The organism is Lacihabitans sp. LS3-19 (assembly GCF_024343575.1).
In the GTDB taxonomy this organism is placed as follows: Bacteria; Bacteroidota; Bacteroidia; order Cytophagales; family Spirosomataceae; genus Leadbetterella.
The window spans coordinates 1-23,863 of record NZ_RJUA01000112.1 but is presented as its reverse complement, the minus strand read 5'-3'; the positions used below and the strand labels follow the sequence as shown (position 1 = coordinate 23,863).

The 23,863-nt window shown below is 36.3% G+C and carries 19 protein-coding genes; 10 read left to right on the top strand and 9 right to left on the bottom strand.

Annotation, left to right across the window (positions count from 1 at the left end; all coding sequences use genetic code 11):
* The 9 genes from EGI22_RS16145 to EGI22_RS16105 form a co-directional block, all read right to left on the bottom strand.
* On the bottom strand, positions 1–930 hold the full coding sequence (locus tag EGI22_RS16145; RefSeq protein WP_255069450.1) for an ABC transporter permease: 930 nt from the start codon (positions 928–930) through the stop codon (positions 1–3).
* A gap of 11 nt (positions 931–941) precedes the next feature.
* Positions 942–2,483: a phosphate ABC transporter substrate-binding/OmpA family protein gene (locus EGI22_RS16140; RefSeq protein WP_255069449.1), complete on the bottom strand. Its 1,542-nt coding sequence runs from the start codon at positions 2,481–2,483 to the stop codon at positions 942–944.
* A 12-nt stretch (positions 2,484–2,495) separates the two neighbouring features.
* A complete protein-coding gene (locus tag EGI22_RS16135; protein WP_255069448.1) occupies positions 2,496–3,515 on the bottom strand; it encodes a PspA/IM30 family protein in 1,020 nt (339 codons plus the stop codon).
* Positions 3,515–4,171, bottom strand: coding sequence for a hypothetical protein (locus EGI22_RS16130; RefSeq protein ID WP_255069447.1), 657 nt, complete (start codon positions 4,169–4,171; stop codon positions 3,515–3,517). The genes EGI22_RS16135 and EGI22_RS16130 overlap by 1 nt, the downstream gene beginning before the upstream one ends.
* A 124-nt stretch (positions 4,172–4,295) precedes the next feature.
* A complete protein-coding gene (locus EGI22_RS16125; protein ID WP_255069446.1) occupies positions 4,296–5,411 on the bottom strand; it encodes an alkane 1-monooxygenase in 1,116 nt (371 codons plus the stop codon).
* Positions 5,412–5,495: 84 nt separating this feature from the next.
* Positions 5,496–5,990 carry a GNAT family N-acetyltransferase gene (locus EGI22_RS16120; protein ID WP_255069445.1) on the bottom strand — a complete coding sequence of 165 codons (495 nt, stop codon included), beginning with the start codon at positions 5,988–5,990 and terminating at the stop codon, positions 5,496–5,498.
* Positions 5,991–6,074: 84 nt separating this feature from the next.
* Complete coding sequence (locus tag EGI22_RS16115) at positions 6,075–7,391, bottom strand: TldD/PmbA family protein (RefSeq protein WP_255069444.1); 1,317 nt, start codon at positions 7,389–7,391, stop codon at positions 6,075–6,077.
* 64 nt (positions 7,392–7,455) lie between these two features.
* Positions 7,456–9,099, bottom strand: a complete 1,644-nt coding sequence (locus EGI22_RS16110; RefSeq protein WP_255069443.1) for a TldD/PmbA family protein — start codon at positions 9,097–9,099, stop codon at positions 7,456–7,458.
* Between the two features lie 290 nt (positions 9,100–9,389).
* Positions 9,390–9,842 (bottom strand): thioredoxin domain-containing protein, encoded by a 453-nt coding sequence (locus EGI22_RS16105; RefSeq protein WP_255069442.1) that lies wholly within the window; start codon positions 9,840–9,842, stop codon positions 9,390–9,392.
* 179 nt (positions 9,843–10,021) lie between these two features.
* On the opposite strand from EGI22_RS16105, the gene EGI22_RS16100 reads away from it, so the two are divergent.
* The 10 genes from EGI22_RS16100 to EGI22_RS16055 form a co-directional block, all read left to right on the top strand.
* Positions 10,022–11,410, top strand: a complete 1,389-nt coding sequence (locus EGI22_RS16100) for a glycoside hydrolase family 88 protein (protein ID WP_255069441.1) — start codon at positions 10,022–10,024, stop codon at positions 11,408–11,410.
* 15 nt (positions 11,411–11,425) lie between these two features.
* On the top strand, positions 11,426–12,877 hold the full coding sequence (locus tag EGI22_RS16095; protein ID WP_255069440.1) for an NADH:flavin oxidoreductase: 1,452 nt from the start codon (positions 11,426–11,428) through the stop codon (positions 12,875–12,877).
* Positions 12,874–13,644 (top strand): 3-ketoacyl-ACP reductase, encoded by a 771-nt coding sequence (locus EGI22_RS16090; protein ID WP_255069439.1) that lies wholly within the window; start codon positions 12,874–12,876, stop codon positions 13,642–13,644. Before EGI22_RS16095 ends, EGI22_RS16090 begins: the two co-directional genes overlap by 4 nt.
* 150 nt (positions 13,645–13,794) lie before the next feature.
* Positions 13,795–15,093 (top strand): Gfo/Idh/MocA family protein, encoded by a 1,299-nt coding sequence (locus tag EGI22_RS16085; protein WP_255069438.1) that lies wholly within the window; start codon positions 13,795–13,797, stop codon positions 15,091–15,093.
* Positions 15,094–15,420 (top strand): hypothetical protein, encoded by a 327-nt coding sequence (locus EGI22_RS16080; RefSeq protein ID WP_255069437.1) that lies wholly within the window; start codon positions 15,094–15,096, stop codon positions 15,418–15,420.
* The gene (locus EGI22_RS16075) at positions 15,417–16,376 is read left to right on the top strand and encodes an aldo/keto reductase (RefSeq protein WP_255069436.1); all 960 of its coding nucleotides are present in this window, start codon (positions 15,417–15,419) and stop codon (positions 16,374–16,376) included. The genes EGI22_RS16080 and EGI22_RS16075 overlap by 4 nt, the downstream gene beginning before the upstream one ends.
* Positions 16,377–16,467: 91 nt before the next feature.
* On the top strand, positions 16,468–17,229 hold the full coding sequence (rluF, locus tag EGI22_RS16070) for a 23S rRNA pseudouridine(2604) synthase RluF (RefSeq protein WP_255069435.1): 762 nt from the start codon (positions 16,468–16,470) through the stop codon (positions 17,227–17,229).
* Positions 17,230–17,779: 550 nt separating this feature from the next.
* Positions 17,780–19,918, top strand: a complete 2,139-nt coding sequence (gene recQ, locus EGI22_RS16065; protein ID WP_255069434.1) for a DNA helicase RecQ — start codon at positions 17,780–17,782, stop codon at positions 19,916–19,918.
* Positions 19,919–20,173: 255 nt separating this feature from the next.
* Positions 20,174–22,600 carry a TonB-dependent receptor gene (locus EGI22_RS16060; RefSeq protein ID WP_255069433.1) on the top strand — a complete coding sequence of 809 codons (2,427 nt, stop codon included), beginning with the start codon at positions 20,174–20,176 and terminating at the stop codon, positions 22,598–22,600.
* A gap of 657 nt (positions 22,601–23,257) precedes the next feature.
* Positions 23,258–23,863: thioredoxin fold domain-containing protein (locus tag EGI22_RS16055; RefSeq protein WP_255069431.1), on the top strand; the 606-nt coding region annotated here is incomplete at its 3' end.

Sequence of the window (23,863 nt, the reverse complement as noted above, 5' to 3'; positions counted from 1 at the left end):
TTATCTGTTTTTAGCGGCTACGTATTTGTGAGGAAATAATATTTTATCTAAAAAAACAAATAGGCGATCTTGAATAATACCGATTAAAACAATTACAATTAATATTGCAAAAGCTTTATCTATTCTACTTTGCCTTTTTGCCATCCAAATCAATTCTCCTATTCCACCACCTTTGTTCAGCATTTCCGTTATGGTTATATACGTCCAAGAAATAGCCGTAAGTACTCTGATGTCGTCTATTAGCTTTGAAAAAGTAAACGGAACAAAAACCGATTTTATGGTTTGCCAATAACTGGCTCCAATGGTAAAGGCAGTTTGGAGATAAACTTCGTTAACGTCGTCTATTCTTTGTACCACAACTGGAATTAGATACACCATAATACCAAAAGCCAAAAAACTGATTTTCATTTCAGAACCAAGCCCAAACCACATAATGAAAATACCCGTAACTGCCGTTAAAGGAATAAACCTAAATGAATCGAATATTTTGCTAAATAATCCTCTGAAAAGTGGCACCAAACCAAGAATAAACCCGATAATGACTGACAGTATTATAGCAACTACATAACCGAAAAAATTGAGTCTTATTGAGAAAAATGTATTGCCTATCAAATCATCTTCCGAAATAAGTTCACTATATGATTTTACAACGCTGATAGGCGAGGGTAAAAGTGGATATACTTTTTCTCTAGCGTAACCTATTTTAGATAATTCTTCGTCGGTTTTTAGACTTAAATCTTTACCTAGATCCGACTCATGGTCTATGCTGTTTTCGATTTTATCATTACCGAAATCGGTTTGGGTAATGATGGTTTTTGATAATATTTCAGATAAGGCAAACCAAAAAAGTATAACCAAAACTGCTCCAGAAATCATCAGGATCAAGCTTTGCTTTGAATCTAATTTACCTCTTAATGCAAACAATTCCATTTTAAGATTTTTTAATTTGAAACCAATTCGAAATCAGTTCTTCTGTTTTTGGCTTTGCATCTTTCGTTGTCATTTGCCTCGCAACCTTTCGATGGCTTGTCTGGGCCATTGCCCACCACTATAAATCTTTCGGCTTGCATGCCGTATTCTGTCACCATGTAGTTTACTACAGCTTGAGCTCTTCTTTTCGACAGTGCAACATTGCTTTCTCTCAAGCCTACATTATCTGTATTTCCCTCTATTCTAATTCTCGCATTTGAGAAAGATTTGGCAATAGGCACACACTGCAAGTCAATCAACTGTTTTGCGTTTTCATCTAAAGTATACTGGCCAGTATTGAAAGTTATCGAAACATTTTTAGTAGAAATTGCCTCTTTTTTTGCGTCAGTTGAAGATGCTACGTTGAAGGTAGCCCCTTCTTCTGCATCATTTTCTGATCCTGAAAGCGAAGTGTTTGTAACCAAGTCGCTATTCGAAACCAATCTCCAGCTTTTAACATTTGCTGTTTTATAGCCCAATTCATCATATTTCATTTTCATGGTATTGTAAAGCTCTTCTCCAGTAACGCCTTTATAATCGGAGTTTAATTGGAAAAAGTTCTTGTTGTCTCCATGCGTTGCAAGCCTTACGTTATTGATTGCATTATAACAAAAGTCTTCAGGCATTTTCAGACCCGTGGCTAATATACCAGCCGCTTTCTTTTTGTTTTCGTCTGACTGATTTAGCTCTGCTGCTCCTATCATCCAACCTTCGTAAAGTTGTTGAAGTCTCTTTTTGTTTTTGTCTACAAATTCTTTTTTTGCAATGAATACGTCGGCTATAATATGAGAAGCGTTTTTAGTGTTTTCCAAGATTTTAGCACCAGCCACTTTTTTAACACAGTCTTGATCGTCCGGACTCCAAACCACCGCGGCATCTACATTTCCGCTTTTAAAAGCATCAGCAGCATCAATAGCACTTGGTACTTCGACTAATTTTATGTCTGACATTTTTAAGTCGCCGGCGTTTAACAACCAAATTAGAAATGAATGAGACGGCGTCATGGGTGCTACTGCAACCTTTTTGCCTTTCAAATCCGCAACATTTTTAATGTTTCTATTTACTACTATTGCATCACCGCCACGAGACCAGTCTGCTTGGAATACAACTTGTGGTTCGAACTGTGCAAGACCTGCCACTTCAGTAGGAAATGCATCCACTGTAGCCCACATCAAGTCAATGTCGCCGCTTTTAAATGCATCTCTAGACGCATCAAAATCGTCAATAACCTTGAAGTTTACATTAAAACCATAGTCTTTAAGAAATCTCGATTTGCTATTTGCTTCAAACCCTTCGTTGAAATATTGACCACCAGCGTATCCGCCCCAAGTAACCACGCCTACGTTTATTACATCTTTTGATTTTGCATCTGTTGTGGTACTACTATCTCCAAAAACCGAATCTTTTGTAGCCAAAGAACTACCGCGGAGTTGGTATAAACCATATCCTATAGCCCCAACTATACCAAATACAATCAATATTTTTGCGAAAGGTGTAAGTCTAGTTTTTTCCATTTTTTTATATTTTTAAAAATTAAAAAGTTCGTTATAATTATTGTTGTGGTTGCCAGACCTTTGGTTTTTTTCTGGAAGTGGAGCATCTAAATCTACTTTGTTTCCGCTGCCTTTCACCAAAATATTTTTTTCATTTCCAAGTAACAGCGAAACGCCTTCTTTTTCCCATTTATCCAATAGCTCAAGTCCTTCTTCTTCAAAAACACCGTTTTGAAGGTCAATAGAATCCATAAAGTTCGATGACATTTCCATAAAACGCTCCATTTCACCAACTTTCAAGCTTACATCGTCTGCAATTGCTTCCAAGGCTCTGTCAAACATATCTCTTTTGTCATTATTTCCTGAAATGATATTCATAGCAGATTTCATAGCAGAGTGACTCGTTCTTATGGCTTTTCTTTCTTGCTCTTTTACCTGCACTTGGTCTTGAATATCTTCTAACAAAATCTCAGAGTTTTCGTACATTTTAAACAATACTTTATATAAAACCTCCATTTTTTTATAAAGCTCGTCCAGTCGCATATTTGACTCTTGTAGTCTGCCAGCTTTTCTCGATTTCAAAACCATAATCGCCTGTTTGTCAGTTTCTTTGGCTTTGCTTGCTAGTTTTAGGTTTTCGTTTATGTTTTGCTCATTTTGGGTAATGATTTGCTTAAGCTTAATCATTTGACCTTTGAGAATAGCAATCTGTTTGTTCATTTTTACCAGATTGTTTCTAAGATCACCAATGTAAGATTTAAGGATTCCTATCGGGTCAATTTGTATAAAAAGTCCCGTAATCCATCTCATAAAAGATTTGTAAATATAAAATACGAGGTTGCGGACTTTTGGATCCAAAACCAAGTAAATCAAGGCTCCCAAAGCCAAAAGCAAAAACGAGAGATAAAGAAGGTTGGAAGTGAGTGAAATTAGAAAAGGAAGAGCCTTATATAAAAGATATCCAGCTCCAAGGCCGATTCCGGCTAGGGTAAATATTCCAGTTTTTCCTTCTGGCTTCTCCCAAAAAGTCTTAGGTTCGATAAGATTGCTCATTATTTTAAATATTCTTTGATTTTATTAATGTCGGTTTTTATTTCATTTTTTAGGTATTCCATTGTAGTTGTGAAACTATTTTTGGTTTGCTCAATTTTCTGGCTGTTTTCGTCTAATTTCTGATTTATAGAACCAATTTCGGTTTGAAAAACTTGAATTTCATCAGTGAATTTTTTAATCATTTCTGACTTTTCAGAAATCATTTTTTCCAAATCTACAATTCTCGATTTATTACCTTCTATTTTTTCGGTTACTTGATTCTCAATCGCTTCTGAAAACTTCTTCTCTTCGTTGACCAAAATGTCTATATAATAACTTCCTGTTTCTGAAAGTTTGTCGACTGTTAGCCCAATCGGTGACAAAGAAGCAAAAGCTGACCTGAACTTTGTGGGTTCGTCAAGGTTTAGTTTGGCCATATTAATCAAAGCCGCCCTAAATTCGAAATAGTCGTATCCTTCAAGGTTGTTTTGCTCGATATTGCTCAATAATTTTTCAAGGATTCCATTGTCAACTTTGTTAGAATAGGTATTTACTTTTGGCAGATTTTCTGTTTTTTCACCTTCAGTATTTACGTTATTTTCTTCTGATTTTTTCTCTGAAGTCTCAGTTTTAGCTTCTTCGGTTATAATAAAAAGCGATTTAAGCTGTTTAAGCATGTATTTTCTTTTTTTACAAACTTACATATTTTTTTAAATTTTCCTATTCAAAAAATGATGGTTGTTAAAAAGTCTTTTCTAATGGTTATTTTTGACCAAAATCTGGTAAAAAATAAGGATGTGTTTACGCAAATTGTCTAACGATATGCTTTATTGTATCAGAATCATACGATTTTGATTTCCAATTTTGAAGCCTAGGGTTCATTATTTTAAACCAAAGAGGAGGACAAAGCGACATCAAAATCATTACTGGATATCCGAAAGGCAGTTGTGGGCTTTCGTCAAAATGTCTTAAAACCTGATAAGGTCTTGAAGCATAAGCGTGGTGGTCAGAGTGTCTTTGAAGATGGAACAATAACAGATTGCTAAAGAAATGGTTGGCGTTCCAAGAGTGCAAAGGATTTACTTTTTCGTACTTTCCTGGAATTATTTCTTGTCTTAAAATACCATAATGTTCAATGTAATTCACACATTCTAAAGATAATACAGCGACTATACTTTGGCCAAAGAAAAATATTATAGGCAGCCAAGTAAATTCATTTATTAAATAAAATGAAAATCCAGTCAAGAGGGTTAACAATAGTATACTTCCAAAAATACCTTGTAATACTTCATTTTTAAAGCTTAAAACTGCGATGTTTTTCTTTTCTAACAGTGATTTTTCAATGTGCCAAGCACTTTTGAAGCTTCCGATTAAGGTTTGTTTCCAAAACGAAAAAACAGTTTGGTTGAATTTTGAAGTGGCTGGGTCTTTTGGTGTGGCTACATTTACATGATGGCCTCTGTTGTGTTCAACCGTAAAATGAGCATAACAAACTGAAATTAAGCCAATTTTGGCATGTAATTGTGCCAAAGGATGTTTTCTGTGGCCTAATTCGTGTGCAACATTTATGATAGAAGAAGCATAAACGCCTTGACTTAAGATATATCCAAAAACTTGGAGGTCTGTAAGACTTTGCGTAGCAAACTGATAAGTAATAAAAAACAATAGGCCGATTTGTATCCAAATATGAGAATAAACTAAAAAGTCGAAATATTTTTCTTGAAGCAAATCCTCAAATTCCTCTTTTTGGACATTTTGAGCATCATTGCCTATAATTTCATCTAATAATGGAACAAAAACATAAGCATACAAAGCCGGAAGAAATGGCCAAATAATTCCGACAAAATAATATGATAGAATTATCAAAAATGGTAACGAGTATGCTGTTAAAAAGCCTATTTTTTTTGAAATTGACATAGCTTTAAGGTTGTTATGTCAAATTTAATTAATTTAGATTAAAAAAATAAATTGTTGGTATTTAAGTTTTTAGGTTTGAAGATTTCAATTCACAATTGCATATCTATACTCATTCCAAAATCCATCATTTTTTATTAAAGCCTTTTTAGAAATTCCTTCCATTTGAAAACCACATTTTGTTAAAACCCGCATGGAGGCTTTGTTGTATTCAAATATTCCTGCAAATATTCTCTTTAGTTTTAATTCTTGAAATGCATATTCTACCATTTGTTTCACAGCATTAGTGGCTATTCCTTTTCCCCAAAAAGGTTCTCCAATCCAGTAACCAATTTCAGCAGAATGTTTATATATGTCTTTTTGTAAAACCAGCCCGATTACTCCGCAAGTCTTATGCTTATATTCAATAGCAAAAGTGACCTGAGGCTTTTCTTTTTTACATAAATCAATAAAAAAATCCGCATCCTCTTTGCTATAAGGATGCGGAAAATAATCACGGACGTTGTTCCAAATGTTTATATTATTGGCCAAAAAAGCTAAATCGGAAGCATCATTTTCATCTAAAACACGCAACGAAACCATAAAGTATTATTAATAGTTTGAACTAAGTTTTAGTGATTTGACTTCATTCCAACTTACCAAATACCAATCAACTAACCACCAAAATCAAACAGCGTCACTCAAACTAGAAAACGTAAAGTCTCTAATTTTTAGTGGAGGCACAAGATTTCCGCTGATTCTAACTGGCTTGCCCATTTCCTCAAGATTATTAAGCATTATCACTGGACTTTCGTTGAATCGGAAGTTTTTAACTGGGAACTTAATCTTTCCGTTTTCGATATAAAAAGTTCCGTCTCTTGTCAAACCAGTATAAAGTAAGGTTTGAGGATCTACTGCCCTGATATACCACAAACGAGTAACCAAAATGCCTTTGTCAGTTCCTTTGATTAAATCCGCCAATGATTTGCTTCCTCCTGCCATAATGAAAGCGTTGGGTGGTGGAACTGCTTTTACGCCTTTTTTATCAGCCCAAAATCTCGAATAGGTCATGTTTTTAACTACGCCGTTTTCTATCCAAGAGATTTTTTCTTGCGGACGACCATCTCCTGAAAACGGCGAACCTGGAATTTCGGCATTCATGGGGTCAGAATAAATGTTTACAGCCTCATCAAAAAGCTTTTCGCCAAGTTTAGTTTCCCCGCCTTTTTTACTTAAAAAACTTCTTCCTTCGTCGGCATTTCTTGCGTCCATATTTCGCATCATGTTTTGAAGTAAATCTACGGCTGCAGCTGGCTCTAAAATTACAGTATATTTACCAGGTTCTATGGCCTGAGCACTCGCAGAAGCTTTAGCTTTTTGCATTGCAACTTCGGTTACTTTTTTAGTATTCAGTAGTTTGATGTCATTGAAATCCTGAATGCCATAGCCAGATCCTAGGCCGTCATCGGTTCTTACAGTGATAGTGAAATCCACAGACGTGGCCTTGTTATAGGCAAAAAGCCCTTTGGAGTTTCCCATCGCCGAAAATCCAGCCGAATCTTCCATATAACCAGCAGCAGTAAGTTTGTTTTCTCTGCATGGCATTATACTATCCATGGCTGCTTGAGCTCTTATGGTTGGGTCTATTTTTGCTGTATTTTCTGAAAAAGTATTGGTTTCCAGATAGGTTTGCGGCCCAAGCATGGGCATATATTCCGAGTTTTCAGGTGCTAACCTTGCTATTTCTTCTGCTCTTCTTACAGTTTTTTCTAAAGAAGCATCATCGAATTCGTTTATAGTTGCAGTTCCTGATTTTTTGCCATACACTGCGGTAACAGCCAAAGCGATGTTTTCAGATTCCCCACTAGTAGAAACCGTGTTTCTTGCATATCGTATATTACCAGTGCGTCCACCATTTAGGTTGACACTCATTTCGTCTGCTTTTGAAAACGCCAAAACTTTGTCTATGATTTTTTTGGCCTCTTCTCTTGTTAATATTTTCATATTTTAGAATCTATAATTTTGAAAATGATTGTATTTTATATCTGACCTTTTGTCCAGACACATTTTATATTTTTCTTCCAGTGTTTATAACATTTACGCCATTGAATCTCGTGGTAGAACTACCATGCGAAACCGCTGATATTTGAGAAGGTTGCCCTTTCCCATCAAAAAACGACCCGAAAGTTCTGTAATCGTCTTTGTCGCAAATCTGAACGCAAGAGTTCCAAAACTCCTGAGTATTAGACTGATAAGCCACATCATCGAGCATGCCTACTACTTCTCCGTTTTTGATTTCGTAGAAAACCTGTCCCCCAAACTGGAAGTTATAACGTTGTTGGTCAATCGAATAAGAACCGCGACCAACTATATAAATGCCTTTTTCTACACCTTTAATCATATCCAAAACACTGAGTTTATCTTTGCCTGGTTTAAGCGAAATATTGGCCATTCTTTGAAACTGTACAGAATCCCAGTTGTCTGCATAGCAACACCCATGTGATTCACTTTCACCAATTATATTCACCTGATCTCTTATGGCCTGGTAGTTTACCAAAATACCGGCTTTTATCAAATCCCACTCTTTGCAAGGTACACCTTCATCGTCATAACCTACTGTACCAAGGGCGTGGGCTTGGGTTTTGTCAGCAACAATATTTACTTCTTTTGATCCATAATTAAATGTGCCCGTTTTCCATTTGTCCAAAGTCGCAAAGCTCGTACCAGCGTAATTTGCCTCATATCCTAGTACTCTGTCCAGCTCCAAAGGATGCCCAACAGACTCGTGAATAGTTAAGCCAAGATGGTTGGGGTCAAGAACTAAATCGTATTTGCCAGCTGCCACAGACTTGGCCGTCATTTTTTCTTTGGCTTGTTTAGCAGCAGTTACAGCATCTTCAACCATATCATACGATGCTTTGTAGCCAATTAGGCCATTTGGCCCTGCAATTTTTTCAGAAGCCAAACCATCCAAATACTCATAACCCATGCCCATAGGAGAGCTGATGGCGTCACGGGTTTTAAATTTTCCAGCGGCTTTGTCTACTGCCGTAACTGTAAAGGTCGGCCAGATTCTGTGAATATCTTGGTCGATATATGAGCCATCCGAGGAAGCGAAGTATTTTTGTTCGTTTACAAAAAACAAATTAGAAGTCACAAATCCAGCTCCGTTTTTCATTGCTTCCGAATTTACATTCATCAGCAAATCTATTTTTTCTTGCACCGGAATTTCGAATGCATTTTTTACGATCGGCGTTTTCCAACTTACCTCTCCAACGCCTTTTTGTGGTGCTAAAATTACGGGTTCGGTTTGGATTTTTGCATTGGCCTTAGCTATAGCTACTGCGGTTTCAGCACATTTTGCTATGCCTTCTGGACTAACATCGCTGGTTGCCGAAAAGCCCCATGTGCCATTGGCTATCACTCTGATGCCTACGCCGTATGATTCTGCATTTACGATGTTTTGTACCTTAGTTTCTCTGGTAAACAAATACTGCTGTAAATATCTTCCAATTCTTACGTCGGTGTAAGTGGCTCCACGGCTTTTGGCTGCATTGAGGGCGATGTCCGCCATTCTCTTTTTCTGAGCTACGTCAGCGGGAGATTCTAAAAACTGTTCTGGTGTGGCGGCATGCCCTATAATCGGGAATCCTGCCTTGGCCATGGCTCCCATACTCAAGCCTGAAAGCTGAATAAATTTCCTTCTATCCATAATGATGGTTTTATTTTGATGATAAAATCGTAGAGTAAATATATTTATTTTTTTAAATAAATAATTATGCGGGCTACAAATACCATTATTTTGGCTTTGATATTGGCAAAAGGGTAGATATAAAAAGTTTTTGAAAAAAACAGGCACTTGCAAGCATCGAAACGAAGCAAATCTGCGTCTATATAGGTGGAATTTATTTTGAATGAACGTGATTTATTTCACATGAATTTAATTAAATAACTGGGATTAGGGTCAGAATCGCGGTTCATGTTTTTGAGCCGCGATTTTTTTTACTGTCTTCCTTCCAATATCTCTTTTCCCAATTTTATCAAATCATTCGGTGTGCGGAATCCTGGAGATTTTGTAATAAGTTCACCTTCTGGGCTTACAAACATAAGGGTTGGGTAGGCTCTGATGCCAAATTGCTGTGCTAATATGGCTCCTTCTTCTTGCTCACCGTCTAATGCCATGTTTATGAAGTTTGCATTAAAAAACTCCCCTGCGGTTTTGTCTGCAAAAGTGTATTTTTTGAGTTGCTTACAAGGCCCACACCAAGTAGCATAAATATCCAAGAATACCATTTTGTTTTCTTTTTTTGCCAAATCCAATGTCTGCTGCCAGTTGCCTTTTTGGAAATGTATTCCTCCTGCTAAGTCTTCTTTAAAATCAACTTTTGGGTTATTTCTAAAATATAAATAAGCCATAGCACCCAACACAAATATTATTAACAAGACATTTTTCATACTATTTTCTCTTTTTTTGATAGATTGATTGTTTTTATAACAAAAACATCAAAGGTTTTAATTCAATTATTGCTTTGGATTTCTAAATTTACTGACAATATTCGCTTTAGAATAAGACTTTAAATAAAATACTAGAATCTTGTAGATGACAAATCTACAATTTCTTCTTTCACTATATAATGGTAAAAATAGATTACGAGTTAAGTGTGCAGGATTTGCAGGCCAAATTAGAGAAATTTTGGAAACTTTCTGGCGAGAAAATTTTGGCCATCCAAGCCGAATACGATGAAAATGATGGTTCGCCAGTTTTTACAAGAAACGGTAAATACACCACCCGAGGTTGGACAGAATGGACGCAAGGGTTTCAATATGGCTCGGCTATTTTGCAATTTGATGCAACTGGCGAAAGTGAATTTTTAGAGATCGGTCGAAAGAAAACGCTTGAGAAAATGGCTCCGCATATCAGTCATATTGGAGTGCACGATCATGGATTTAACAATGTAAGTACCTATGGTAATCTGTTAAGGTTGATGCGTGAGGGGAAAATCGAACAAAATGATTGGGAGAAAAATTTCTACGAATTGGCCCTGAAAATTTCGGGTGCAGTGCAGGCTAGCCGATGGACTGATATCAAGAACGACGGCGGATATATTCATTCTTTCAATGGAGCACATTCGCTTTTTGTGGACACTATTAGGTCATGTAGGGCATTGATAATTAGTCATCAACTAGGCCATGTGTTTCAGGGAGAAGGCGATGCTAAAATTAGTCTTTTAGAACGAGCATTAAAACATATTGAGGCAACTGCAAATTTTTCTGTTTTCTATGGCGAAGGCCGAGATATTTATGATGCTTGGGGCCGAACGGCTCATGAGTGTATTTTTAATGTAAAAGATGGAAATTATCGTTGTCCAAATTCACAACAAGGGTATACTGGTTTCAGTACATGGACACGTGGTTTAGCTTGGGCTATTTGTGGCTTTGCAGAGCAACTAGAATGTTTGGAGATTTTAGACGGCGAAGAATTAGAAGCAATAGGAGGTAGGACTTACATCACAAATAAGATGCTGAAAGCAGCAAAAGCCACTTGTGATTTCTATATTGAAAATACCCCAATTGATGGTATAACATATTGGGATACAGGTGCTCCGAATTTGCACAAATTGGGTGATTATCTATACCAAAAAGCCAATCCTTTTAACGATCACGAGCCTGTAGATAGTTCGGCTTCGGCCATTGCCGCACAAGGATTGTTGCGATTGGGTAAGTATTTAAAAGAAAACGGAGATGCGGAAGATGGAAATAAATACTGGCAAGCAGGGCTGACGGTGATGAACTCATTATTGGAAGAACCCTATTTGAGTACCGATAAAAATCACCAAGGTTTACTTTTACATACTATTTATCATCATCCAAACGGCTGGGATTTTGTGCCAGAGGGAAGCAAAATTCCTTATGGTGAGTCGTGCATGTGGGGAGATTACCATTTCAGAGAAGTCGCCCTATATCTCCAAAAAACATTAAATAATGAACCGTATTATACTTTTTTTAATTGTTTGCCTAAGTAATTATTCATCCCAAAAATGACCGGAAAATTTAAACCAAAATACAGCAGAGTTGCCCAATTAAAAACAGCGGCAGATTTTGAAAAATATTTACATGACAATAATGTAGATTTGAAATTTGATGCCGAAATACTGCCCAAAGAAAGCTCTCCTTTCAATAAATCCATCCAATTGAAATCAGGTAAGACGATTGGCAACAGTTTATCAATTTTGCCAATGGAAGGTTGGGACGGCACGGCTGACGGAAAACCTACGCATTTTACAAAAAAACGTTGGGAGAATTTTGCCATTTCTGGGGCTAAATTACTTTGGGGTTGCGAGGCTGTGGCAGTTACGAACGAAGGAAGGGCAAATCCGAGGCAATTAACTATAAACGAAGCAAATATTGGCGATTTGCAAGAAATGCTTCAAATGGTTTTGGATAAACATGCTGAAAAATATGGTACTTCTGAAGACCTTTTGGTGGGCTTGCAGCTGACACATTCGGGACGTTTTTGCAAACCCAATGATAACACAAAGTTTGAGTCGAAAATAGCCTATAATCATCCAAAGTTAGACGAAAAGTTTCATGTGGCAGCAGATAATGCTCCAATGACTGACGATGAAGTTGACGCTTTGGTAGCAGATTTTGTTAAAGCAGCTGTATTAGCTCAAAAAGCAGGCTATCATTTTGTGGATATCAAACATTGCCATGGATATCTGGGACATGAGTTTTTGAGTGCAGTCGATAGAGATGGAAAATATGGTGGGAGTTTTGAAAACCGAACCAGGTTTTTAAAGAATATAGTTGCAGGAATCAGAAAAGAAGCTCCAGGATTGGAGATAGGGGTAAGGTTAAGTGCAATAGATTTTGCACCTTTCAAAAAAGGAACTGACGGAATTGGGACGCCAGATTTGGCAGAAAACGAAAAATATAAATACGCTTTTGGATGTGATGAGACAGGTTTAAATATAGATTTAGAAGAACCGAGAAAGTTTTTAGCTCTTTTGGAAGAGCTTGATATTCAGTTGGTTTGTATTACATTGTCGAGTCCTTATTATAATCCGCATGTTACACGTCCGGCATTATTTCCACCATCTGATGGGTATCAAGCACCAGAGGAGCCACTTTTGGGCGTGGCCCGAATGATAAATGTTGTGGCGGATCTGAAAAAGGATTTTCCAAACTTAGTGATAGTAGGTTCGGGATATTCGTATTTGCAGGAATGGTTGCCAAACGTTGCTCAATATGTTCTACGAAATAAGATGGTAGATTCGGTTGGCTTTGGAAGGATGGTGTTATCATATCCGACTATGGCTGACGATATGCTTAGCAATCAACCTACTGAGAGGAAATTGTTGTGTAGAACTTTTTCTGACTGTACTACTGCCCCACGTAATGGGTTAGTTTCAGGTTGTTACCCTTTGGATCCTTTATATAAAACGTTACCTGAGCAAATTACACTAAAAGAAATAAAGGAAAAGCTATGAAAAAAGTAGCCTTAATTACGGGTGGCACAAGGGGAATAGGCTTAGGGATTGCTCAAAAAATGGCAATTGGCGGTTTTGATTTAGCCATAAATGGTATGCGGAGCGAAAATGATGTGGAATCTGTTTTAGCAGACTTAAAAGAATTGGGAGCAGATGTAATTTATTGCCAAGGAGATATCTCAAAAAAAGAAGATAGAGAGGCAGTTTTAGAAAAAATAAAAACAAATTTTAGCAAATTAAATGTCTTGGTAAACAATGCAGGCATAGCCCCAAAAGAGCGAAGAGACCTTTTGGAAATGTCTGAAGAAAGCTTTGAAAACATAATCAATACCAATTTAAAAGGGCCATTTTTTTTAAGTCAATCTGTAGCTAATTGGATGTTGGAGCAAAAACAAAAGGACGCAAGTTTTGAAGGAAGCATCATCAATGTTTCTTCAATTTCTGCAACTGTGGCTTCAATAAACAGAGGTGAGTATTGTATTTCAAAAGCTGGTGTGGCAATGGCTACGCAGCTTTTTGCGGTTAGAATGGCCGAAGTTGGGATTCCTGTTTTTGAGGTTCGTCCGGGTATTATAAAAACAGATATGACTGAAAAAGTAAGCCAGAAATATGATGATTTGATAGAAGATGGCCTTTGTTTAACCAAAAGATGGGGGTTGCCAGAAGATGTTGGTAAAGCAGTGGCGGCTATTGCTCAAGGAAATTTCTTATATTCTACTGGGCAGGTTTTTTTGGTAGATGGTGGCTTGACGGTGGCACGGTTGTAATCTGTGGTTCAAATTTCCAATTTGAACAAATTAGTAAATAAAAAATTTAGTAATTGAATATTGTTAAGGCAATTTTAAAAATTGCCCCACCAATTTGGAGATTTACAAAATATTAAATGTAAATTTAACCTAACAAATATTCAACCATAAATGAAAAAATTTACAAGAAGAGATCTTCTAAAAACTGCTTTGCCAGCTACTGTAGTGGCTTACGCTATTCCAACATTAATACCTTCCGCTGCATTTGGAGCTAATGACCGCTTGAGGGTGGCTGTAATTGGTGTGAACGGTCGAGGAAAAGACCACATCAAAGGTTTTATGAATTTACCAAATGTGGAGGTCGCAACACTTTGTGATGTTGACAAAGTAGTATTGAAAGACAGAGCGACTGAATTTGAAACCAAATACAATAAAAAAGTAAGTACTGAGCAAGACCTCAGAAAAGTGTACGAGGATAAAAATATTGATGCAGTAAGTATAGCTACACCTAATCACTGGCATGCCTTGGCGGCTATTTGGGCAATGCAGGCTGGCAAAGATGTGTATGTAGAGAAACCAGCTTGTCACAATGTATTTGAAGGTCGCCAGTTGATTGCTGCTGCGGATAAATACAAGCGTATTGTACAGCATGGTGTGCAATTGCGTAGCTCAGTGGCTATCCAAGAAGGAATAAAACATCTTCGTGACGGATTGATAGGTAAAGTTTACATGGCTAAAGGAATAGTTTATAAGTGGAGGCCAGATATCGGTAGCCAAGGGAATTCAGCAGTACCAGAAGGGCTTGATTGGAACCTTTGGCAGGGGCCAGCCCAAGAAAAAGCATTTTCCAAAAACTATGTTCACTACAACTGGCATTGGTTTTGGGACTACGGCAATGGTGATATAGGCAATCAAGGAATACACGAAACAGACCTCGCTATGTGGGGCTTGGATGTTGGTTTGCCTGATAGAATAAGTTCAAATGGCGGAAAATACCTTTGGGACGATTGTAAAGAAACGCCTGAATATTTGACATCCTCTTATCAATACACCAAAGAAAATAAAATATTGCAGTTTGAGGTTCGTCCATGGATGACCAACAAAGAGGATGGCGTAGAAATTGGCAATATATTTTATGGTGATAAGGGCTATATGGTCATTAATGGCTATAACGACTACAAGACATTTTTAGGTAAAAATAGAGAACCTGGTCCAGCTCGGAAAGAAGGTGGTGATCACTATTTGAATTTTGTGGAGGCGGTTCGAACTCAAGACAAAAAACATCTTAATGGTCCTGTGGAAACTGCACATTTGGCCGCTAGTTTAGCACATTTGGGTAATATTTCTTACAGATTAGGAAGAACCTTGGATTTTGATCCAGTAAAAGAGAAATTTGTGGACGATAAAAAAGCGAATGAAATGCTCACAAGAAAATACAGAGCACCTTTTGTAGTGCCCGAAAAAGTTTAAATGATGCAAGCCTTTCTCAAATGTATTCTCAAAGTCAGCCCAATTTGCATTGTCTTGTCCTGCGATTGCATGGTAACAGCAAAAGGAACGGTTTTGGATGCAGATTCAAAGCTGCCTTTGGAAGGGGTTTTAGTGAGAAATTTAATCGATTCGGAAGAAGGAGAAAAAACTAAAAGTGATGGTGTTTTTGATAAAGTAGAAATAGGCAGAGCCCGTGGGAAATGCCCCGAGTTTAATCTTGAATTTTCGAAAGAAGGATACTTTTCTGATACTGTTTTTATTGAAAGTACACAATTACAAATTATATATTTAAAACAAAATAAATGAAATTTTTGAGGTATACGAATGGCGACCAAATGCCGATTTTGGGACTAGGAACATGGAAATCTGCTCCTGGAGAAGTGTATGAAGCTGTAAGAACAGCAATAAAAATAGGATATCGTCATTTTGATTGTGCTCATTTGTATGGCAACGAGCCAGAAATCGGAGATGCATTGGCAGACGCAATGAAGGATGGCGAAGTAAAGCGGGAAGATCTTTGGATAACCTCCAAGCTTTGGAATAATCGGCATCGGCTGGAGCAAGTCGAGCCGGCCATCAAATTGACGCTAAAAAATCTTCGTTTGGATTATCTAGATTTGTATTTAATCCATTGGCCAATTGCTCTGAAAGACGACGTAAATTTCCCGACAAATGCAGATGAAATGGTTAGTTTGAGTCAAACGCCTTTGTCTGAAACTTGGCAAGGGATGATAAATGTGAAGGCTCAGGGACTTACAAAACACATCGGTACAAGTAATTTTAGTATCAAAAAAATCAAGGATATTACTGCAAAAACTGGAGAAAAACCAGAAATGAACCAAGTGGAAATGCATCCTTTTTTACAGCAAAATACCTTGAAAGAATTTTGTGATGTAGAAGGTATTTTTATGACTGGATATTCGCCACTAGGTTCAGCTGATAGACCTGCCAACAGAATAGTTGAGGGCGAACCAAAGCTTTTTGAAAATGAAATTTTGAAAACTTTAGCAGAGCGTAAAAAATGCTCAACAGCCCAGATAATGTTAGCATGGGCCGTAAATCGTGGAACATCTGTTATACCTAAGTCTGTTAGGGCAGAAAGACTAAAAGAAAACTTAGAAGCAGCGGATATCGAATTGTCTGTAACAGAAAGGAGTCTTTTGGCATCCGTAAATCTTGATTACAGATACATCAAAGGTGATTTTTGGTGCCTTCCTGGCACGGATTATACCATAGAAAATCTTTGGGATGAGGGGGCTTGAGTAAATTCTTTTTTAAAATATAAAAGGTTTTGGTATACTTTGTAGAACTTTGTGGCAGAATTCATGTCACAAAGTTATACATTTAAACAGGATGCAAAATCAGGAAAATAATACTTCAGAACCCAAAGGCACAAGAATTAACAAATACTTGAGCGAGGTCGGTTTTTGTTCAAGACGAGCCGCCGACACACTCATTGAAGAAAAACGTGTGACCATTAATGGAAAAGTACCCGAAATGGGAACGAGGATCCAAGATAGAGACGAAATAAGTGTGGATGGAAAACTGATTTCGGAACCCAAAGAAGAGCACGTTTACATTGCGTTTAACAAGCCTGTGGGCATAGTTTGCACCACAGATGTTAAAGCAGAGAAAGACAATATCATCGATTTCATCAATCATCCAAAACGAATTTTTCCTATCGGAAGGCTCGATAAACCTAGTGAAGGTTTGATTTTACTAACTTCGGATGGTGACATCGTGAACAAAATTCTAAGAGCAAGAAACAACCACGAAAAAGAATATGTGGTGACAGTAAACAAACCTATCAGCCGAGATTTTATCTTTAAAATGAGTAAAGGAGTGCCGATTTTAGATACAGTTACCAGGAAATGCAAAGTAGAAAAAGTAGATTTATATACATTTAATATCATCCTTACGCAAGGCCTCAATAGGCAGATTAGACGAATGTGTGAGTATTTGGGCTACTCAGTTACAAAACTCAAAAGAGTGAGAATAATGAATATTCACCTTGATATGCCTAAAGGGAAATGGCGAAATCTTACAGTGAAAGAACTAGCAGAAATAAATTCAGCTACAGTAGATTCCTCCAAAGTTTATGAGGATTTTGAATAAGATATTTGATTTGATATTTGAGTTTTTTTCTAGAAATACAAGTGTGTCCATTTGTTTCTAGTATTGACATTATTTAAATCCGACCTCTCTGAGGTCGTTTTTATTCGGTAGCTTTAGGTTTTAACATAATTTGACCTCTCTGAGGTCATTAAACTTTAGGTTTTTTAATGTAATGTTACTTGATTTTTCAATTTGACTTTGTTTTAATTCGACCTCTCTGAGGTCGTGGCCACATGGTAGCTTTGTGTTTTAATATAATTTGACCTCTTTGAGGTCATAACATGTTTTTTTAATACATGAATCTTTTGACTGCAGAGCAGTCAAATTATATTAGCAAAGAAGATAATTCAGAGCAAAAGACCTCAGAGAGGTCGCATTATTTAATCAAAGCAATTTAAACCGTTCTTTAAAAACAAAAAACTGAAACTCTATTCCAAATAAATCAAATTATTTAGCTACAATTTTTAGCATAAATAAATCCAATTTTATTGTTTCTTCAAAAAAATCTTAAATTGCATTTCCTAAAACCTTTATTTTTAGAATTTTAATAATGGACAAAACCACAGCATTAAAAAAATACTTCGGATACGATAGTTTCAGGCCACTTCAGGCAGAAATAATAGATCAAATTCTTGACAAAAAAGATGCCCTCGTTTTAATGCCTACGGGCGGAGGGAAATCTATTTGTTTTCAGGTGCCTGCTATGGTTATGGATGGTCTAACGGTCGTGATTTCCCCTTTGATAGCTTTAATGAAAGACCAAGTGGAATCATTAAGGGCAAACGGAATTAAAGCTTCCTTTTTGAATTCAAGTATTTCCAATGACGAACAAGATGCAGTGTTTTGGGCAGCTAAAATGGGCGAACTGAAACTCCTGTATATAGCACCTGAGAAATTGTTTTCAGGCAATATGGTTGAGAATTTCAAAAATCTAAATATCACACTTTTTGCCATTGACGAGTCGCATTGTATTTCTTCGTGGGGGCATGATTTTCGCCCTGAGTACCGACAACTGGCTATCATCAAGAATGAATTTCCAGATGTACCTGTAGTTGCACTTACAGCCACTGCGGACAAGGTAACCCGCAGAGATATTTGTAAACAATTGCAGATTCCTGAAGAAAATACCTACATCAGCAGTTTTGATAGACCAAATATTAGTTTGGAAGTTTTGCCGGGTCGCAAGCGTTTACAACAAATCCAGTCATTTCTAAATAAAGTGCCCAACCAATCGGGTATAATTTATTGCCTTAGCCGTAGGTCCACTGAAACCGTTGCAGAAAGCTTGAACAAAATGGGTTTTAAGGCTGAAGCCTATCATGCGGGCATCAGTTCTGAAAAAAGGTCTAGGATTCAAGAGAATTTTATCAATGATGATACACCCATTATAGTTGCTACGATAGCTTTTGGAATGGGTATTGACAAGTCGAATGTTCGGTGGATTATTCATTATAATATGCCAAGCAATGTAGAGAGTTTTTATCAAGAGATTGGCCGTGCTGGTCGTGATGGTACACCTGCTCAGACAACCCTATTCTATAGTTTTGCGGATATTATCACCCGCACCGACATGATAAAAAGCTCTGAACTGCCTCAAGAACAGAAAGAACTGATGTTGGCCAAGTTGGATAGAATGAAGCAATACGCCGAAGCAAATATCTGTAGGCGACGTATATTGATAAGTTATTTCAATGAAGACATAGGCAAAGATTGTGGCAACTGTGATGTTTGTAAAAATCCAAGGAAAAAATTTGAAGCTACGGTGATAGCCCAAAAGGCACTTTCAGCTATATCTCGGACCCAGGAAAAAATAGCTCTCACTATGTTGGTAGATATATTGCGTGGCAGTCGCAACCAAAGTGTGATTCGACATGGATATGATCAATTACCTACTTTCGGTGTGGGTAAAGACCTCAAATCTGAAGTTTGGGTTGATTATATTTTACAATTGCTCAATTATGGTGCTTTTGACATCGCCTACGATGAAGGCCATACTTTTAAGCTTAATGAAGTGAGCAGGCAGATTCTAAAAGGCCAAAGAAAAGTTGAGATATCTGAATACATAAGTCCTTCTGAAAGACAAGCGGCTGAAGAAGAATTGCTTAAGCGAGCTCCAAGTAAAACGGAGCAAGTCAAAGGTGAACTTTTTGAGAAGCTGAGAGTGCTTCGCAAGCAAATTGCCGATGCTATTGGCTCACCGGCTTATATCGTATTTTCGGACGCTACTTTGGTAGATATGGCATCAAAAAAACCAATTACTAAAAGTCAGTTTTTGGAAGTTTCGGGAGTCGGTCAGGAGAAGTTTAAGCGATTTGGAGAGGCTTTCATGAAAGAAATATTTGAATTTGTAAACCAAAACAAAGAGATAGCCTCAAGAATGGGCAAAGGCCTTACGCAGGCAGTTACTTTTCAAATGTATCAAGATGGATTTTCGGTGGAAGAAATTGCCCAACAGAGGTCAATAGCTCAATCTACAGTAATTTCTCATCTCATAAAAATGAAAGAAGATGGCAATGAAATTGATCTAACGAAATTGATAGATTCCTGGGATTTAAATGCAATAGGAGATGCAGCCAAAGAATTAAAGGTTAAAAAAGGTGATGCTCTAAAACCTCTCTTCGAGCATTTTGAAGGCAATGTTGGCTACGAAAAAATCAGGCTTGCCTTGTGGCTTTTAGATTTGGCTTGATTTTGTTTTTCATAAAACCCATGTATAATTTGATTGTTTTGAATTCGTAGTAAACGTTTTTTTATTTATTTATATGTAAAAAAGTAGTTATTTCTCCCCCCTAAACCGTTAAAAGGCACTCAAATATCCCTATGGATAGAATTTTTAATTCTATTTTTATTTAAAATAATTCTAAATAAGCTTGACTTGAAGATCTTTTAATTTTAGTTTTGCGTATTATTTATAATAAGTCTAAATAAAAATAAAATAAAGTATATGAAGTATTTAATTTGTACAATTATTGTATTTACATTTTGTGTTTTTGAGAGTAAAGCTCAATTTTCAAGTATAGGAGGTATTGTAAATGACAGCGAGCAAAAACCATTGAGCAACTCAAGCGTATCATTAAAAGGTACAGTCAGAGGAGTGCAAACCAACGGTAAAGGGGAATATATTTTAGAAGGTTTAAAAGCAGGAAACTATACTTTGGTTGTTTCTTCAATAGGAATGAAATCTATTGAAAAAGCATTGTTTTTAGAGAATAAGGAGCATAGAAGCGAAAATTTTACGCTTGAAAATGAAACCTATTTTTTGAACGATGTGCAGATTGTAGCGAGTAGGGGAGTAAGAGGAAATGATTATATGGCGGAAGTGGAAGGGTATTCTATAAATGCTGCCAAAAAAAATGAAGTTATAAAACTAGATAATATCAACGCCAATTTGGCTATGAATAATAGTCGCCAGATTTTTGGTAGAACTCCTGGGATTTCAGTCTGGGAAAATGATGGATCGGGGATTCAACTAGGTGTAGCATCTAGAGGTCTTAGTCCTAATCGCTCGTGGGAATTTAATATGAGGATGAACGGATATGACATAACTCCTGATCCAATGGGGTATCCTGAGGCCTATTATACACCTCCAATGGAGGTTGTTGATAGAATAGAAATAGTTAGAGGGGCATCTTCCTTACAATATGGACCACAATTTGGAGGTCTTATGAATTTTGTGCTTCGTAAACCTGATATATCAACTAAAATCACTTTTGAGTCTCAAAATACAATGGGTAGCAATGGTTTATTCAGTACGTTTAATTATTTAGGGGGTACTCGTGGTAGACTAAGTTATACCATGTATTACCAAAAAAGATTTGGAAATGGTTGGAGAGAAAATAGTTACTATAATACCGATCATGCACATGCCGAACTAAGTTATGCATTTACAAATAAATTAAAAGTAGCTGCTGAATTAACTTATATGACCTATTCGAGTCAACAAGCAGGAGGCCTTACTGACGCTCAATATGCTGTTGATCCTCGCCAAAGTTTACGAAGCCGAAATTGGTTTAGTACACCATGGTTGGTACCTTCTGTTAATGCCGAATATATTTTTAACAGTAAATCCAAAATTAGTTGGAAAACTTTTGGAGTTATAGCGGAAAGAAGCAGTGTAGGTTTTGTAAAAGCAATCACTGAGGTAGATGACTTTAAAAACCGTCAAGTTGACACTGATTTTTATAATAATTTTGGCTCTGAAATAAGATTTTTAAGTGATTTTAAAATTGGTAAATTCAAAAACACTTTGGCAAGTGGTTTAAGATATTACAATGGTAATATTAACCGGAATCAATTAGGGAAAGGGTCTACTGGGTCCAATATGGATTTTGAACTAGCTGAAGGAGATTTTTCTAGAAAATTGGATTTTAATAATATCAATAAGGCCGCTTTCTTTGAAAATGTTTTTAGGTTGAATAAAAAGTTTTTGGTAACCGCAGGTCTCAGGCTTGAAAACATAAAGTCTACAATGGATGGGCGATTAAACATTTTAAATGGTCAAGATAATAATCTGAGCATGATTACCAGAGGCCGTACTTTTGTATTGTTTGGAGGCGGTGCAGAATATCATGTAAGCAATAATTCTGAGTTTTATTCTAATATTTCACAAGCTTATAGACCAGTTCTAATATCTGACCTTATTCCTCCTGCCACTACTGATGAAATTGACCAAAACTTAAAGGACGCCAAAGGATATAATTTTGATTTTGGTTATCGCGGAAGACTTGGGAATTATTTGAGTTTTGATGTGGACTATTTTAGATTAAACTATAATGATAGAATAGGGACAATAACCCAAATGAATACTTTAGGACAAAGATATCAATATAGAACAAATTTAGGAAGAAGCTTGAGTCAAGGATTTGAAGGATATTTAGAATTTGATCCTATTTCTGCTTTTATCAAAAAATCAAAATTTGGTTATTTGAGTTTATTTGCTTCAGTTGCATTTATTGATGCTACCTACAAAGGTTTTAAAACTACAATTGTTGTTAATAACCAAATAGTTGAAGGTAATTTAAGCGGCAAAAAAGTAGAAAATGCTCCTAGTAAAATCAATCGTTTTGGGGTGAACTATAATAAAAAAGGATTTTCGATGACTTGGCAGTTAAGTGATATCGGAAGTGCCTATTCTGATGCCTCAAATACGGAGACTCCAAATGTTGCTGCAACTACAGGCTTAATTCCAGCCTATACAGTTCAAGATATTTCGGCTAGTTTTAAGTTTCTGAAAAATTATAATGTGAAAGCTGGAATTAATAATATAACCAATGAAAAGTACTTCACAAGAAGAGCTGGGGGGTATCCTGGCCCTGGAATTTTACCAGCTGATGGTCGTACTTTTAATGTTTCAGCAGGTGTAAAGTTTTAAAAACATTTTGAAGCTTTATAAATTATAAGGAGTCCCAAAAAGACTCCTTTTATAATAAATTCAAAATAAACTTGAATGTTTTTTTGTCTTAATTATTTTGCAGCCTTCACTTGACTTCCCTGCTTTGCCAAAACAGTATCTGATATATTGCCAGTGCCTTTGTTTCCAGCGTATTATATTACTCTTCCAGAGGTCATTGGGCGGTCAGATTTGTTTCTTGAAAACACGAAATGCAGTCCTTTTCCTTTGGCAACTTGTTAGGCAGCAGTTTTTATTTTTTGCTTTTTGTAAAAGATTTGCCGAGAGGTCTGCATATTTTACAGTCGAAAACGACGCATGTCAACTTATCGCCATTCCAGCTTTTATACCATCAGATATCAATTTATTTTATAGTTTTAGGTAGTTTACATAAAGGGGAAAAGTAGGAAATGATTTTGACAAAATATCCTTCAATGTGCAGGAGTACAATTCTGTTGATCCGATTATGCCTCGAAATTATTCTTTAAAGATGGAATGGCATTTCCCTTAAAATAAAAAACGGGTTTCAATTTTGGAGTCCGTTTATTGTTTTTTTAACTTTAAGATTGGTTTATTGATAATTTGGTTAATTCTGTTCAAAATTTTCAATATAAGTTTAAGGGTTAAAATTTAGTTTTTATGAATAAAAAGCATTTCGTTTTAATACTGATATTTTTTTCTATAAAACTTATAGCTGCACCATCTCCTGTATTTTTACAATCTATTGAGGAGGTTAAACAGAAAGCTATTGATGAACATAAAGGTATTTTTGTGCTTTATTATGCGGATTGGTGTGGTTTCTGTAAAAAATTTCAAGAAGAAACATTAACCGATCCTCAAGTAATTAATGTTTTAAATTCTGGTTTTGTTTCTTATCGTGTATTGAACAGTTCAGAGGAAGGGACAGCTTATAAAGCTGCTTTTTTTATTAAATCTCTTCCTACTCTTTTATTTTTTGATGAAAATGGTGACATAAAAACCATGTCTTCAGGATTTAAAGAAAAAGAAGAATTTATTCAGCTTTTAAAAAATGTATATAAATCCTACTTTCTAAAACCATACCCAGAAATAAACCAATCCTTACAGTTTTTGAAAAGTAGGTTGATTTTTAATAACTATATAATAAAAAAAGATATACCTTTTGTCTATTCAAAAAGTGTCGTTTGTGACGACGGTAATCCATGTACCACAGATTCGGAAGGTCCTCTAGGTTGTGTTTTTACTCCTAAAACTAATGGTAGTGCC

Bases quoted from the DNA above. Each gene is read 5' to 3' on its own strand.
- EGI22_RS16145 (WP_255069450.1), bottom strand. From the start codon at position 930: ATGGAATTGTTTGCATTAAGAGGTAAATTAGATTCAAAGCAAAGCTTG.
- EGI22_RS16140 (WP_255069449.1), bottom strand. From the start codon at position 2,483: ATGGAAAAAACTAGACTTACACCTTTCGCAAAAATATTGATTGTATTT.
- EGI22_RS16135 (WP_255069448.1), bottom strand. From the start codon at position 3,515: ATGAGCAATCTTATCGAACCTAAGACTTTTTGGGAGAAGCCAGAAGGA.
- EGI22_RS16130 (WP_255069447.1), bottom strand. From the start codon at position 4,171: ATGCTTAAACAGCTTAAATCGCTTTTTATTATAACCGAAGAAGCTAAA.
- EGI22_RS16125 (WP_255069446.1), bottom strand. From the start codon at position 5,411: ATGTCAATTTCAAAAAAAATAGGCTTTTTAACAGCATACTCGTTACCA.
- EGI22_RS16120 (WP_255069445.1), bottom strand. From the start codon at position 5,990: ATGGTTTCGTTGCGTGTTTTAGATGAAAATGATGCTTCCGATTTAGCT.
- EGI22_RS16115 (WP_255069444.1), bottom strand. From the start codon at position 7,391: ATGAAAATATTAACAAGAGAAGAGGCCAAAAAAATCATAGACAAAGTT.
- EGI22_RS16110 (WP_255069443.1), bottom strand. From the start codon at position 9,099: ATGGATAGAAGGAAATTTATTCAGCTTTCAGGCTTGAGTATGGGAGCC.
- EGI22_RS16105 (WP_255069442.1), bottom strand. From the start codon at position 9,842: ATGAAAAATGTCTTGTTAATAATATTTGTGTTGGGTGCTATGGCTTAT.
- EGI22_RS16100 (WP_255069441.1), top strand. From the start codon at position 10,022: ATGGTAAAAATAGATTACGAGTTAAGTGTGCAGGATTTGCAGGCCAAA.
- EGI22_RS16095 (WP_255069440.1), top strand. From the start codon at position 11,426: ATGACCGGAAAATTTAAACCAAAATACAGCAGAGTTGCCCAATTAAAA.
- EGI22_RS16090 (WP_255069439.1), top strand. From the start codon at position 12,874: ATGAAAAAAGTAGCCTTAATTACGGGTGGCACAAGGGGAATAGGCTTA.
- EGI22_RS16085 (WP_255069438.1), top strand. From the start codon at position 13,795: ATGAAAAAATTTACAAGAAGAGATCTTCTAAAAACTGCTTTGCCAGCT.
- EGI22_RS16080 (WP_255069437.1), top strand. From the start codon at position 15,094: ATGATGCAAGCCTTTCTCAAATGTATTCTCAAAGTCAGCCCAATTTGC.
- EGI22_RS16075 (WP_255069436.1), top strand. From the start codon at position 15,417: ATGAAATTTTTGAGGTATACGAATGGCGACCAAATGCCGATTTTGGGA.
- rluF (WP_255069435.1), top strand. From the start codon at position 16,468: ATGCAAAATCAGGAAAATAATACTTCAGAACCCAAAGGCACAAGAATT.
- recQ (WP_255069434.1), top strand. From the start codon at position 17,780: ATGGACAAAACCACAGCATTAAAAAAATACTTCGGATACGATAGTTTC.
- EGI22_RS16060 (WP_255069433.1), top strand. From the start codon at position 20,174: ATGAAGTATTTAATTTGTACAATTATTGTATTTACATTTTGTGTTTTT.